At 67.4% G+C, this 14,651-nt stretch carries 8 protein-coding genes; 1 reads left to right on the forward strand and 7 read right to left on the reverse strand.

Annotated elements, in window-relative coordinates; all coding sequences use genetic code 11:
- From AC1DQP_RS07860 to prpB, 6 genes are all read right to left on the reverse strand, one after another.
- A partial coding sequence (locus tag AC1DQP_RS07860) for an alpha-2-macroglobulin family protein (protein ID WP_478051378.1) occupies positions 1-3,936 on the reverse strand: 3,936 nt, incomplete at its 3' end.
- 767 nt (positions 3,937-4,703) lie between these two features.
- The gene (locus AC1DQP_RS07865) at positions 4,704-6,161 is read right to left on the reverse strand and encodes a bifunctional 2-methylcitrate dehydratase/aconitate hydratase (protein WP_478051379.1); all 1,458 of its coding nucleotides are present in this window, start codon (positions 6,159-6,161) and stop codon (positions 4,704-4,706) included.
- Between the two features lie 18 nt (positions 6,162-6,179).
- A complete protein-coding gene (gene prpF, locus AC1DQP_RS07870) occupies positions 6,180-7,364 on the reverse strand; it encodes a 2-methylaconitate cis-trans isomerase PrpF (protein WP_478051380.1) in 1,185 nt (394 codons plus the stop codon).
- Between the two features lie 56 nt (positions 7,365-7,420).
- Positions 7,421-10,036, reverse strand: a complete 2,616-nt coding sequence (gene acnD / locus AC1DQP_RS07875; protein WP_478051381.1) for a Fe/S-dependent 2-methylisocitrate dehydratase AcnD — start codon at positions 10,034-10,036, stop codon at positions 7,421-7,423.
- 139 nt (positions 10,037-10,175) lie between these two features.
- Positions 10,176-11,333 carry a bifunctional 2-methylcitrate synthase/citrate synthase gene (gene prpC / locus AC1DQP_RS07880; protein ID WP_478051382.1) on the reverse strand — a complete coding sequence of 386 codons (1,158 nt, stop codon included), beginning with the start codon at positions 11,331-11,333 and terminating at the stop codon, positions 10,176-10,178.
- Between the two features lie 27 nt (positions 11,334-11,360).
- Positions 11,361-12,251 (reverse strand): methylisocitrate lyase, encoded by an 891-nt coding sequence (prpB, locus tag AC1DQP_RS07885; protein WP_457321206.1) that lies wholly within the window; start codon positions 12,249-12,251, stop codon positions 11,361-11,363.
- A gap of 158 nt (positions 12,252-12,409) precedes the next feature.
- On the opposite strand from prpB, the gene prpR reads away from it, so the two are divergent.
- Positions 12,410-14,026 (forward strand): propionate catabolism operon regulatory protein PrpR, encoded by a 1,617-nt coding sequence (gene prpR, locus AC1DQP_RS07890; protein ID WP_478051383.1) that lies wholly within the window; start codon positions 12,410-12,412, stop codon positions 14,024-14,026.
- Positions 14,027-14,041: 15 nt separating this feature from the next.
- Here the strand turns inward: prpR and pdxH are convergent, their stop codons facing one another.
- Positions 14,042-14,641, reverse strand: coding sequence for a pyridoxamine 5'-phosphate oxidase (pdxH, locus tag AC1DQP_RS07895; RefSeq protein WP_457321389.1), 600 nt, complete (start codon positions 14,639-14,641; stop codon positions 14,042-14,044).
- Positions 14,642-14,651 lie beyond the last annotated feature (10 nt).

Genomic DNA, 14,651 nt, shown 5'->3' on the forward strand with positions numbered 1-14,651 from the left:
GCTGCGCTCGTTGTCGTACAGCGCGCGCAGCGTGCCCAGCGGCGCGCGGTTGACCCGTGCCAGCACGTAGCCGGAATAAGCCTGGTTGGCGAACTTGAGGTTCTCGCGACGGTCTTCGCCGTAGAACTGGTTGCCGCCGGACAGCAGGTCTTCGCTCAGGCGGTTGAGCGCCTTCTGCAGCACGTTGTCGGGCACCGCGAAACCGGCGTCCTTGGCGTCGAGCAGGAACTCGGCGATGTACGGGGTCAGCCACGGATTGACGTAGCCGTCGTCGCCCCACATCGAGAAGTTGCCGTTGGCCACCTGCATCGAGGCCAGCCGGCCGAACGCGCCTTCCATGCGTTCGCGCCGGGCCTTGGCATCCAGCCCGTCGGCACCGAGCATCGCCGAGGTCGCCTCGTCCAGCATCAGCGCGGCATAGCCCTTGCTGGTGGTCTGCTCGGCGCAGCCGTAGGGGTACTTCAACGCGCCGTTGAGCGCGCTGGCGAAGGGAATCGGCGGCAGCGCGCTGACCAGCATGCGCGCGGTCACCGAGTCGTCCATCAGGCCATCGGCCAGGCCGGTGCCCATCTCCACCGCCGCCAGCGGATCCAGCGTGCGGGTCTGCGCGCGCAGCACCTGCGGCCAGGCCGCACGCACCGGCAGGTCMTAGCGGCGGTCCACCTTGAAGCCGTTGCCGTCCACCCGCACCCGCACCTTGGCCACGGTGTAGCCCTCGCGCGCGGTCAGCGGGAAGCTCAGCGTGGTCTTGGCGTCGGCCTTGAGCTGCAGCGTGCGGCTGGGTTCGCCCAGGGTGAGCGGACCGATGCCATCGACCTGCACCTTGAACTCGCCCGGCTTGCCGGTGAAGTTCTGCACGTCCAGGGTGACCGTGCTGCGATCGCCCGGCGCCATCACCCGCGGCATGCTGGCTTCGGCCAGGATCGGCGCGCGCACGATGGTCTCCATGTCGCGCTTGCCGTACTGGTCATCGGAATACACCAGCGCGGAGATGCGCAGCGTGCCGTTGAAGTCCGGCACCTTCAGCGCAATCCGCGCGATGCCCTTGGCATCGAGCTTCACCGGGCCGGAGAACAGGTCCACGGTCTGCACCCGCGCGGTCGGACGCTTGGCCTGCGGCATCGCCGCCAGCGCCATGTCGCCACCGAACTTGAGCTTGCCGCTGCTGCCGTCGAAGCTTTCGATCACCCGGCTGTAGATGTCGTAGGCATCCACGCCCAGCCGTCGCTGCGCGAAGAAGTGGCCGGCCGCATCGGGCACCGGGAAGCGGGTGATGTTGAGGATGCCCACGTCCACCGCCGAGACGGTCACATGCGCGACCTTGCCCGCCAGCTGCGGCGCACTCACCGCCACCGGCAGGGTCTGCTCGGGGCGCATCTGCTTGGGTGCGGACAAGCCGACCGCGATCTGCCGCGCCTTGCGGTCCATCGGCACGTGCACCACGCCGACCGCGCGGGCCGGGGTGATCTTGCTCGGCGCGCTGCCACCGCGGAACACCAACGCGGTGATGTAGACATCGTGGCGTTCCCACTCGGCGGTGACCGGGATGTCGAAGGTGCTGCCCGGCTTGGCGTCGATCTCCTGCACGTACAGCATCTTGTCGCTTTCCACCATCAGGATCCCCTTGCCGGCATGCGGCGGGGTGACGGTGACGCGGACCTTGTCGCCGGCCTTGTAGCCGGTCTTGTCCAGGCCCAGCTTGACCTTGTCCGGACGCGCATCCAGGCCGCGGTTGTCATCGTTCCAGCTCCAGCCGGCGCGGAACGGATAGCGGCTGGTCAACCCGGTGCCCGGGTCGAAAACGTCCAGGCGGTACTCGCCCCATTCCACCGGGAAATCGATCGCGGCGGCCGCACTGCCGGCATCGACGGTGCGGGTCTCCTTGTTCTCGAAACGGCGGGTGAAATCGTAGTCCCAGCGGTTGTCGTTGAAGGTCCAGTGGTAATCGCGCAGTTCGCGCACCAGCGTGACTTTGAGGCCCTTGGCCGGCTGCGGCTTGCCGGCCGCGTCCACCCGCATCAGTTCGAAGCGGGCGTTGCTGTTGGCATCGGCACCGTCATCGGGGTTGAACAGCGGGCGCACGCCCACCAGTGCCGGCGCCGGCCACATCACCCGCTTGAGGGTGCGGGTGACGGTACGTCCACCGGTCTCGTACACGCTGCCGGACACCACCACCGCGATCGGCGCGGTCGGCTTGACCTCGTCGGGCAGGGCCACGTCCTGGCGCAGCTTGCCGTCGGCGGGGAATTCGGTGTCGATGATGTCGCGCGCTTCGCGCGGCAGTTCCATCGTGGGGTCGCCGAAGAAATAGCCCGGCAGCGCTTCCACCGGCGACTGCTCTGCGGCCACGGCCAGGCGCGCGGTGAAGCGGTTGCCGTCGGCCGGCGCGCCATACAGGTAGGCCGCATCGGCCATCAGCTTGAGCGGTTCGCCCGGCTTGAGGGTCTTCTGCGCGCTGTCCAGGTCCAGCTTCATGCGCTCGGGCAGGAACTCCTCGATGCGCAGGGTCATGCCCTGGATGGCTTCCTTGCTGGCCGGATTGGTGCGGAATTCCACCTGCCAGCGGCCGGTCGGCGCTTCGGCCGGGATCAGCTGTTCGAAGCTCAGGTAGCCTTGGTCGCCCGGTTGCAGACGGGTCTCGCGGAAGGTCTTGCCRTCGGGCTGTTTCAGCCGCAGGAACACCGGCTGCGGCTTGACCGGCTTGCCGTCGTTGTCGCGCAGGAGGGCGGAAATGCGGACGGTCTCGCCCGGGCGGTACAGGTCACGCCCGGACCAGGCAAACACGTCGAACCAGGCGTTGTCGCGACCGGCCACGGCGAACTCGCTCAGGTCCAGCGCCGGCTGGTTGAACGGCAGCATCGAGGTATCCGCGCCGCTGCTGGCGATCAGCACGTGGCTGGCATCCAGGGTGTAGTTGAGCAGCGCATTGCCATTGCCGTCGGTGCTGCCCTTGAGCACCACCTCGCCCTTGCCATCCAGGATGCGCAGGTCGATCTTCTTCAGCGCCGCGCCACTCTGCAGCGAKGCGGTGTGTACGAACAGCTTGTCCTTGTAGGCGCGGGTGTGCAGGCCGATGTCGCTGACGGTGAAGAAGGCGGTGTCGAACTCGCTGTCGAACGAGCCGCTGCGCTTCATCACCGCAAAGTACAGGCCCGGCGCCTGCAGCTCCTTGATGTCTTGGGTAGGCAGGTAGGTCAGTACGCGCTCGTTCTGCTTGCCACCGAGCACGAAGCGGTTGACGTACACCGGCTCGGCGAGCTTGGACATCGGGGTCTTTTCGCCGTACTCGCTGTCCAGTTCCCAGCTGCCGCGACGCCCGCCGCGCTGGTACTGGCTGAAGAAGCTGGGCAGCTCCTTCTCGCGCACGCGCAGGAACTCCACGTCCACTTCCTGCACGTTCACCGACACCACCGGCAGGCCGCGGCTGTCCTTGGCCGGCAGCACGCTGCCCTGCGAGGCAAAGCCGGCAACCGGCTTGAGCTCCCCGCTGAATACCTTCTGGCGCAGTTCCTTGCCKATCCGGCTGCCGTCGGCGGCGAGCAGGTCGGCCGACACGATCAGGTTGTATTCCTTGGCCGCTTCCACGAACGGGTAGCGCAGCGTCAGGCCGTCATCGGAGAGCGTCCAGCTGCTGTCCTCGGTGCCCACCTTTTCGGCGAAGCGGACCAGTTTGTCGAAGTCCTGGGTGCCCACCAGCGGCCGCGAGAACTCCAGCGCCAGCGAGACGCCGTCGCCCTTCTGGTCGGGATAGGCCCGCACCAGGGTGAACTCGCTGATCTTGTCGGCCTTGGCCGTGATCGGCGCGCCGGACGGTGTCGGCAGCTGGCCGCTGTCGTTGCGCTTGCAGCCCCCGATACCGATGGCCAGGCCGGCGACCAGCGCCAGCCCCGCGATTCCCTTCCAGCTCCACTGCCCGATCCGACTGCGGCTAGCCATGACGTCGCTCCTTGAACAAGGCGGCCAGTATAAGGGCCGGTCCCCCCGAACGGCGGCGGCGCCCTTACCCGCACGACGACAATCCCGACGCGCAACGACAATCCCGACGCGCGGTAGTGCCGAGCCATGCTCGGCAACCGCGCGCCAGCGCGGAAMACCGGTCCGAAGCCGTTCTCCWGCCGAYCGATGCGRYTTCCCSGMGGTTTAAACGCGGGCAGSAGGCGCATGTSCGGCGTACGCCAGTCCGCCGGCGAGAGCAGCCGAGCATGGCTCGGCTCTACCGGGTACCTTCCCGCGACGGGCAGACGAGGATGGCGCCRTTGCCCGGGCAACCCRACGCGCAACGGTAGTGCCGAGCCATGCTCGGCAMCCGCGCGCCAGCGCGKCAAACCGGTCCGAAGCCKTTSTCCAGACGACCGATGCGGYTTYCCCGMGGTTKAAACGCGGGCAGGAGGCGATGTSCGGCGTACGGCCAGTCCGCCGGCAARTCCGTCGCCCAGTCCGCCGGCGAGAGCAGCCGAGCATGGCTCGGCTCTACCCGGTACCTGTCCGCGACGGGCAGACGAGCGTGGCGCCGTTGCCCCAGCAACCCGACGTGCAACGGTAGTGCCGAGCCATGCTCGGCAACCGCGCGCCAGCGCGGCAAACCGGTCCGAAGCCGTTCTCCTGCCGAYCGATGCGGTTTCCCCGMGGTTKAAACGCGGGCAGGAGGCGATGTSCGGCGTACGGCCAGTCCGCCGGCAAGCGCAGCCGAGCATGGCTCGGCTCTACCCGGCCACGTAGAGGTCCACATACTCATGCACCGGCATGGCCTCCAGCACCACCGGGTCCAGCGAGGCATCCAGGATGCGGCGCTGCTGCTGGGTCGGGAAGGTGGCGGCCAAGTGGGCGCGGAACTTGTCCTCCAGCAACGGGATGCCTTCGGCACGGCGGCGGGCGTGGCCCAGCGGGTACTCCACTTCAGCGTCCAGGCGGCTGCCGTCGTTGAACACCACCTCCAGCGCGTTGGCAATGCTGCGCTTGTCCGGGTCGAGGTAGTCGGCGGTGTAGCGCGGCTCCTCCACGCAGGTGATCCTGGCGCGCAGCGGGTCGATACGCGGGTCGGCGGCGACATCGTCCTCGTAGTCTTCGGCGACCAGCCGGCCGAAGATCAACGCGATGGCGACCATGTACTGCACGCAGTGGTCGCGATCGGCCGGATTATGCAACGGGCCGGGTTTGTCGATGATGCGCAGGCATGCCTGCTGGGTGCGCAGGGTGATCTGCGCGATGTCCTCGCTGCGTTTGCCGGCCGCGCGCATCCGCGCGTTCAGCTGCATCGCCGCTTCCACCGCGGTCTGCCCGTGGAACTCGGCCGGGTAGCTGATCTTGAACAGCACGTTCTCCATTACGTAGCTGCCATACGCGCGCTGGAAGCGGAACGCCTGACCGCCGAAGGACACATCGTAGAAGCCCCAGGTCGGCGCGGTCAGCGCGCTGGGGTAGCCCATTTCACCGGCCGCAGCCATCAGCGACAGCCGCACCGCGCGGCTGGTGGCATCGCCGGCGGCCCAGCTTTTGCGGGATCCGGTGTTGGGCGCATGACGGTAGGTGCGCAGCGACTGGCCATCCACCCAGGCCAGCGACAGCGCGTTGAGCATGCGCTCGCGGTCCAGCCCCAGCAGGTGCGACACCACGGCAGTGGAGGCCACCTTGACCAGCACCACATGGTCCAGGCCGACGCGGTTGAACGCGTTTTCCAAGGCGAGGCACCCCTGGATCTCGTGCGCCTTGACCATCGCCGCAAGCACGTCGCGCATGGTCAGTGGCGGCCGGCGCAAGGCCTCGGCATTGCGGCTGAGCCAGTCGGCCGTGGCCAGGATGCCGCCGAGATTATCGGACGGATGGCCCCACTCGGCGGCAAGCCAGGTGTCGTTGAAATCCAGCCAGCGCACCATCGCGCCGATGTTGAAGGCGCCCTGCACCGGGTCCAGCTCGAAGCGCGTCCCGGGTACCCGCGCGCCATTGATCACGCGCATGCCAGGGACCAGCGGCCCGAGCAGCTTGCTGCAGGCCGGGAACGCCAGCGCGGCCAGGCCACAGCCCAGGGTGTCGATCAGGCAGTGGCGTGCGGTGGTATACGCCAGCGGCGACGCCACCCGGAAGTCACGCACGTAATCGACGATGTCGGTCATCACCGTATCCCACGGCGGGCGTTGGGTGGCGTTGCTGTCGTRACCGGACATCGCGATCTCCTGTTGAACCTACACCGTGTCGGCGGGGACCCGCACTGCGCCTTCCATCAAGACGCGTGCACTGCGGCTCATGATGGCCTTGGTGACCGTCCACTGCCCGTCAACGAACGCGGCCTGCGCGCCCACCCGCAGCGTGCCGGAGGGATGCCCGAAGGTCACCGCCTCACGCGCGCCACCGCCCGCGGCCAGGTTGACCAGCGTGCCGGGGATCGCCGCAGCGGTGCCGATGGCCACCGCCGCGGTGCCCATCATCGCGTGATGCAGCTTGCCCATGGACAGCGCGCGCKCGTGCAGGTCGATGTCGCCGGCGGCGATGCGCTTGCCGCTGGAGGACAGGTAATCCTGTGCCGGCGCCACGAACGCCACCTTGGGCGTGTGCTGGCGGGTGGCGGCCTGGTCGATGCTGTCGATCAGGCCCATGCGCACCGCACCGTGCGCGCGGATCGCTTCGAAGCGGGCCAGCGCCGCGCTGTCTTCGTTGATCGCCGGCTGCAGCTCGGTGCCGGTGTAGCCCAGGTCGGCGGCGTTGAGGAAGAGGGTCGGAATGCCGGCGGTGATCATCGTCACCGGGAAGCTGCCCACGCCGGGCACGTCCAGGGTGTCGACGAGGTTGCCGGTGGGGAACATTGCCCCGCCGTCGCCATCGTCGGAGGGATCCAGGAACTCCAGTTGGATCTCCGCCGCCGGGAAGGTCACACCATCCAGCTCGAAATCGCCGGTTTCCTGCACCTGCCCATCGACGATCGGCACGTGCGCCAGAATGGTCTTGCCGATGTTGGCCTGCCAGATCCGCACCGTGCAGGTGCCGTTGTGCGGGATGCGCGCCGGATCGATGAAGCCGTTACTGATCGCGAACGGGCCGACGGCCGTACTGAGGTTGCCGCAGTTGCCGCTCCAGTCGACGAGCGCGGTCTCGATCGCGACCTGGCCGTACAGATAGTCCACGTCATGATCCGGCACCGATGCGGCGGCGATGATCACGCACTTGCTGGTGCTCGACGTCGCCCCGCCCATGCCGTCGGTGTGCTTGCCGTAGGGATCGGGCGAACCGATCACGCGCATCAGCAGGGCATCGCGGGCCGGGCCTGGCACCTGCGCAGCGGCAGGCAGGTCGGTCAGCGTGAAGAACACACCCTTGCTGGTACCACCGCGCATGTAGGTGGCGGGAATGCGGAGCTGGGGGAGAAACGCCATATCGAAGTCCTGATGGAAAGACGGCCCGGTGCAGGGCCGTGGTGATGCGGGTGGAATCAGGCGACCTGCGCCGATTCCAGGAAGTCCTGGGCGAACCGCTGCAGCACGCCGCCAGCCTCGTAGATCGACACCTCCTCGGCGGTATCCAGCCGGCAGGTGACCGGCACCCGCAGCTGTTCACCGTCGCGGCGGTGGATGACCAGGGTCAGCTCGGCGCGCGGCACGCGATCGCCGAGCACGTCGAAGGTTTCGGTGCCATCGATGCCCAGTGTCCTGCGGTTGACGCCTTCCTTGAACTCCAGCGGCAGCACGCCCATGCCGATCAGGTTGGTACGGTGGATGCGCTCGAAGCCTTCGGCCGCGATCGCCTCCACGCCGGCCAGCCGCACGCCCTTGGCGGCCCAGTCGCGCGAGCTGCCCTGGCCGTAGTCGGCACCGGCGATGATGATCAGCGGCTGCTTGCGCGACATGTAGGTTTCGATGGCTTCCCACATGCGGGTGACCTGGCCCTCCGGCTCCACGCGCGCCAGCGAGCCCTGCGTGACCTGGCCGTCGATCACGGCCATTTCATTGATCAGCTTCGGGTTGGCGAAGGTGGCACGCTGCGCGGTGAGGTGATCGCCACGGTGGGTCGCGTAGGAATTGAAGTCTTCCTCGGGCAGGCCCATCTTCGCCAGGTACTCACCGGCCGCGCTGCTGGCCATGATCGCGTTCGACGGTGACAGGTGATCGGTAGTGATGTTGTCGCCGAGCACCGCCAGCGGGCGCATGCCGGTCAGGCTGCGCGCACCGGCCAGCGCGCCTTCCCAGTACGGCGGGCGGCGGAKGTAGGTGCTCTGCGGGCGCCAGTCGTACAGCGGGCTGATCGGTGCGCCATGTTCCACCTTGAAGGTGAACATCGGGTCGTAGACCTTGCGGAATTGCTCGGGCTTGACGCTGGCCTTGACCACCGCGTCGATCTCGGCATCGCTCGGCCACAGGTCCTTCAGCGTGATCGGGTTGCCGTCGGCGTCATGGCCGAGCGCGTCCTTCTCGATATCGAAGCGCACCGTACCGGCAATGGCATAGGCGACCACCAGCGGCGGCGAAGCCAGGAAGGCCTGCTTGGCATACGGGTGGATGCGGCCGTCGAAGTTGCGGTTGCCCGAGAGCACGGCGGTGGCATACAGGTCGCGGTCGATCACTTCCTGCTGGATCTTCGGGTCCAACGCGCCACTCATGCCGTTGCAGGTGGTGCAGGCAAAGGCGACGATGCCAAAGCCCATCTGCTCCAGTTCGGTCAGCAGGCCGGCCTCTTCCAGATACAGCTGCACCGCCTTGGAGCCGGGCGCCAGCGAGCTCTTCACCCACGGCTTGCGGGTCAGGCCGGCGCGGTTGGCGTTGCGGGCCAGCAATGCGGCAGAAATCACGTTGCGCGGATTGCTGGTGTTGGTGCAGCTGGTGATCGCGGCGATGATCACCGCGCCATCGGGCATCAGGCCATCGGCCTGTTCCTGCTTGCCCGAGGCCAGCTTGCCTTCATCGGCGATGCCGCGCGCAGCCAGGTCGGTGGTCGCCACACGCTTGTGCGGGTTGGACGGGCCGGCCATGTTGCGCACCACGGTGGAGAGGTCGAACTGCAGCACGCGCTCGTACTGCGCGGTGACCAGATCGTCAGCCCAGAGGCCGGTGGCCTTGGCGTAGGTTTCCACCAGGGCGACCTGGGCATCTTCGCGGCCGGTCAGCCGCAGGTAGTCCAGGGTCTGCTGGTCGATGTAGAACATCGCCGCGGTCGCGCCGAACTCCGGCGTCATGTTGGAGATGGTGGCGCGGTCACCGATGGTCAGCGCGTTGGCGCCCTCCCCGTAGAACTCGATCCACGCACCGACCACGCGCTCCTTGCGCAGGAATTCGGTCAGTGCCAGCACCACGTCGGTGCAGGTGATGCCCGGCTGCGGGCGGCCGGTCAGCTCCACGCCGATGATGTCGGGCAGGCGCATCCAGGACGCGCGGCCGAGCATCACGCTCTCCGCTTCCAGCCCGCCCACGCCGATGGCGATCACGCCCAACGCGTCCACGTGCGGGGTGTGGCTGTCGGTGCCCACGCAGGTATCCGGGAAGGCCACGCCATCGCGCACCTGCACGACCGGCGACATCTTCTCCAGATTGATCTGGTGCATGATCCCGTTGCCCGGCGGAATCACGTCGACGTTCTTGAACGCCTTCTTGGTCCAGTTGATGAAATGGAAACGGTCTTCATTGCGGCGGTCTTCGACGGCGCGGTTCTTTTCGAACGCGGCTTTGTCAAAGCCGGGGAATTCCACCGCCAGCGAGTGATCGACGATCAGCTGGGTGGGTACCACCGGATTGATCTGGGCCGGGTCGCCACCGGCATCGGCAATCGCATCGCGCAGGCCGGCAAGGTCCACCAGCGCGGTCTGGCCGAGGATGTCGTGGCACACCACGCGTGCGGGGAACCACGGAAAATCCAGGTCCTGGCGGCGCTCGATCAGCTGCCGCAGCGAGGGCTCCAGCGTGGCCGGGTCGCAGCGGCGCACCAGGTTTTCGGCCAGCACGCGCGAGGTGTACGGCAGCGTGGCATAGGCACCGGGCTGCAGCGCGTCGACGGCGGCACGGGTATCGAAATAGTCCAGCGCGGTGCCGGGGAGGTTCTTGCGGTACTGAGTATTCATGGCTGGCGATAGCTGCTTGTTGGCGGGCCGGGGCGTCGTGACACCGGCGAAGAAGGAGTAGCGACGCCGCAACGGAGCAGACCGGCATCCCGCCGGCCTGGTCCGCAAAGCACCCGCGAACGGGTGCGGTACGTCTGTCTTACTTGCGCTGGTCGATCGGCACGAAGGCCTGGTCTTCCGGGCCGGTGTAGTTCGCGCTCGGGCGGATGATCTTGCCGTCGATGCGCTGCTCGATGATGTGCGCGCTCCAACCGGAGGTGCGCGCGATCACGAACAGCGGGGTGAACATCGCCGTCGGCACGCCCATCATGTGGTAGCTGACCGCGCTGAACCAATCCAGGTTCGGGAACATCTTCTTGATGTCCCACATCACCGACTCCAGACGCTCGGCAATGTCGTACATCTTGACGTTCTGCTGTTCGGCGGACAGATCGCGCGCGACTTCCTTGATGATGTTGTTGCGCGGATCGCTGACGGTGTAGACCGGGTGGCCGAAACCGATCACGACTTCCTTGCGCTCCACACGGGCCTTGATGTCGGCCTCGGCATCGTCCGGGCTGTCGTAGCGCTTCTGCACTTCGAAGGCCACTTCATTGGCACCGCCGTGCTTGGGACCGCGCAGGGCACCGATGCCGCCGGTGATCGCGCTGTACATGTCGCTGCCGGTCCCGGCGATGACGCGGCAGGCGAAGGTCGACGCGTTGAACTCGTGTTCGGCGTACAGGATCAACGAGGAGTGCATCGCCTTGACCCACGAATCCTGCGGCTTCTCACCGTGCAGCAGATGCAGGAAATGGCCACCGATGGAGTCATCGTCGGTCTCCACGTCGATCGCACGGCCGTTGTGGCTCCAGTGGTACCAGTACAGCAGCATCGAGCCCAGGCAGGCCATCAGCTTGTCGGCGATGTCGCGCGCGCCCGGATGGTTGTGGTCGTCCTTCTCCGGCGACACGCAGCCGAGCACGGACACGCCGGTGCGCATCACATCCATCGGGTGCGCCGACGGCGGCAGTTCTTCCAGCGCGGCCTTGACCGCGGCCGGGATGCCACGCAGCGACTTCAGCTTGGTCTTGTAGGCAACCAGCTCAGCACGGGTCGGCAGCTTGCCGTGGACCAGCAGATGCGCGATTTCCTCGAACTCGCTGGTGTTGGCCAGATCGGCGATGTCATACCCGCGGTAATGCAGGTCGTTGCCGCTGCGGCCGACGGTGCACAGCGCGGTGTTGCCGGCGGCGGTGCCCGACAGGGCGACGGATTTCTTCGGCTTGAAGCCGGGGGCGGTAGTGGTGTCGCTCATGATCCCTCCAGAAAACAGTGTGCGGTCTTACTTCTTGGCGGCAAACAACGCATCGAGCTGCTGCTCGAAAGCGTGGTAACCGATACGGTCGTACAGCTCTTCGCGCGTCTGCATCGCCTCCACCACATTACGCTGGTGGCCCTCGCGGCGGATGGTCTCATACACGTTCTCGGCCGACTTGTTGGCGGCGCGGAATGCGGACAGCGGGAACAGCTGGATGGCCACGCCGGCCGAGGCCAGTTCATCGCGGCTGAACAGCGGGGTGGCACCGAACTCGGTGATGTTGGCCAGCACCGGCACCTTCACCGCATCGACGAAGCGGCGGTAGGTGTCCAGGTCATAGGCGGCCTCGGCGAAGATGCCGTCGGCACCGGCCTCCACGCAGGCGATGGCGCGTTCGATGGCCGCGTCCACGCCATCGACCTGGATGGCATCGGTGCGCGCGATCAGGAAGAAGTCCGGATCGGTCTTCGCATCGGCGGCGGCCTTGACCCGGTCCACCATCTCGCCCTGCGACACGATCTCCTTGCCCGGGCGATGACCGCAGCGCTTGGCGCCGACCTGGTCTTCGATGTGGCAGGCGGCCGCGCCGGCCTTGATCAGCGACTTCACCGTACGCGCGATATTGAATGCGCTGGGGCCAAAGCCGGTGTCGATGTCCACCATCAGCGGCAGGTCGCAAACATCGGTGATGCGGCGCACGTCGATCAGCACGTCTTCCAGGGTGTTGATGCCCAGGTCCGGCAGGCCCAGCGAGCCGGCCGCGACGCCGCCACCGGACAGGTAGATCGCGCGATAGCCGGCGCGTTTGGCCAGCAGGGCATGGTTGGCGTTGATCGCGCCGATCACCTGCAACGGCGATTCGGCAGCCAGTGCGGCGCGGAAGCGCGCGCCAGCGGAGGAAACAGGGGTGCTCATTCGGCATTCCATCGTGGTTGACCCTTGGACAGGCGCAAGGGCCGTGCCAAGTGACAAGTGTCTGATTTCGTTGAGACCGGCCCCGGGGAGACATGTTTCATTCCGCAGCATTGAAACAGATGTAACATGGCTGGAACTGAAACATTGAAACATCCCCCATGTCGATCAGCCTGCCCCGCCACCGTTCGCGCCTGCCCGATCCCGACCCCGGCGCCCTGCCGGTGATCTGGACAGTAAGTGTGTCGCGCCTGACCGGCCTTCTCGGTGATGTGATCCCCGAGTTCGACCGCCGCGCGCGCATCGTGCCGATCAACCTCGGTTTCGAGGAGGCCGTGGATGTCATCGGCCAGCGCCTGCGTCGCGAGCACTGCGAAGTGGTGATCGCCGGCGGCTCGAACGCGGCCTACCTGCGCAGCCGGCTGGAGGTGCCGCTGGTACCGATCCAGGCCAACGGCTTCGACCTGATGGAAGCGCTGGCGCGCGCGCGCCGGATCGCCCCGCGGATCGGGCTGGTGACCCATGCCACCGACGTACCTACCTTCGGCAGCTTCCAGCACAGCTTCGGGCTGGATATCGAACACCGTCGCTTCGTCACCCGCGAGGATGCCCGCGACTGCATCGCCGACCTGCGCGCCAACGGCATCGAAGTGATCGTCGGCACCGGCATGGCCATCGACTACGCCGAACAGGTCGGCCTGCCCGGCGTCTTGCTGTACTCGGCCGATTCGGTGCGCCAGGCCTTCGAACACGCATTGGAGCTGACCCAGACCCTGGCCCGTTCCGGCGCCAGCGCGCCGCGCCGACGCGGTCCCATCAAGCGCCCGCACAGCGACCACGCCCTGCTCGGCGACAGCGCTCCCATGCGGCAGGTGCGCGAGCGCATCGCGCTGTACGCCCCGCACGACAGTACCGTGCTGGTAACCGGTGCAACCGGCACCGGCAAGGAGCTGGTCGCCCGCCAGCTGCACGCCGGCAGCGGCCGACGCGGGCGCTTGGTGGCGCTCAACTGCGGGGCGATCAGCGAATCGCTGCTGGAAGCAGAACTGTTCGGCTACAACGAAGGCGCCTTCACCGGCGCGCGCCGCGGTGGCCGCGTCGGCCTGGTGGAGGCGGCCGATGGCGGCACGCTGTTCCTGGATGAAATCGGCGAATTGCCGCTGCCGCTGCAGACCCGCCTGCTGCGCGTGCTGGAAGAACGCGAGGTGCTGCGGGTGGGCGCGACCGAACCCACGCCGGTGGACGTGCGTGTGATCGCCGCGACCCTGCAGACGCTGGAATCGCTGGTGGAGGCGCAGCGTTTCCGCCGCGATCTGTATTACCGGCTGGCCGCGCTGCGGATCGCACTGCCGTCCCTGCACGAACGGCGCGAGGATGTGCCGCTGCTGGTGGCGCACTTCTTCCGGCTGCTCGGCGCGATGGACACCCCACTCACCCCCGATGCCCTGCAGCGGCTTGGCCAGTACCCCTGGCCGGGCAACGTGCGCGAACTGCGCAACATGATCGACCGGCTGCGCATCCATTGGCAGCAGGGGCACGGTGAACTGTCGATGGCACAGATGCTGGCGTGGCTTCCCGAACTGAACGGCAGCGCGGCGTCTTCAACCCCCTCGCCCACGGCGCCGAGCCGGGGCACGCCCGGCACGGCCCGGCCGGACGCGGCCACCCTGCAGCGTCTGCTCACCGCCTGCGGCGGCAACCGTGAAAAGGTCGCCGAGCAACTGGGGGTCTCCCGTACCACGCTGTGGCGATGGCTGCGCCAGCTCGCGCCGGCGTAGCGTTGCGATCGGCCCTTACGGGAACAACATCCGCTTGCTCCACTGCCCGTCCGCATCCGCTTCATAGCACCAGCGCTCATGCAGGCGGAACTGCGCGCCGTACCAGAACTCGATCCGCTGCGGCACCACGCGCAGTCCACTCCAGCCCTCCGGGCGCGGCACGTCGCGACCCTCGAAGCTGGCCTCCGTGGTGGCCACGCGCGCGTCGAATTCCTCGCGCGAGGACAGCGTTTGCGACTGCAGCGAGGCCCACGCACCGATCTGGCTCATGCGCGGACGCGAGGCGAAATACGTATCGGCTTCGGCATCCTCCACCTGCTCCACGCGCCCCTCGATGCGCACCTGGATGCCGGCCTCGCGCAGGCTGCGCCACAGGAACAGCAGTGCCGCATGCGGATTGGCACGCAGTTCGCGGCCCTTGTGGCTGTCCAGGTGCGTGTAGAACACGAAGCCGCGTGCGTCGAAGGCCTTGAGCAGCACGGTGCGCGCCGACGGCTGGCCAATGCTGTCGGCGGTCGCCACGGTCATCGCGTTGGGTTCGATTTCCGCGCTGCCCTTGGCTTCCTCGAACAGCGCGGCGAAGGTGGACAGCGCTTGGGTATACAGATCGGTCATGGTTGGTTTC

Source organism: Stenotrophomonas sp. P5_A8 (assembly GCF_056400545.1).

Bases quoted from the DNA above. Each gene is read 5' to 3' on its own strand.
- prpC (WP_478051382.1), bottom strand. From the start codon at position 11,333: ATGAGCGACACCACTACCGCCCCCGGCTTCAAGCCGAAGAAATCCGTC.
- prpB (WP_457321206.1), bottom strand. From the start codon at position 12,251: ATGAGCACCCCTGTTTCCTCCGCTGGCGCGCGCTTCCGCGCCGCACTG.
- prpR (WP_478051383.1), top strand. From the start codon at position 12,410: ATGTCGATCAGCCTGCCCCGCCACCGTTCGCGCCTGCCCGATCCCGAC.
- pdxH (WP_457321389.1), bottom strand. From the start codon at position 14,641: ATGACCGATCTGTATACCCAAGCGCTGTCCACCTTCGCCGCGCTGTTC.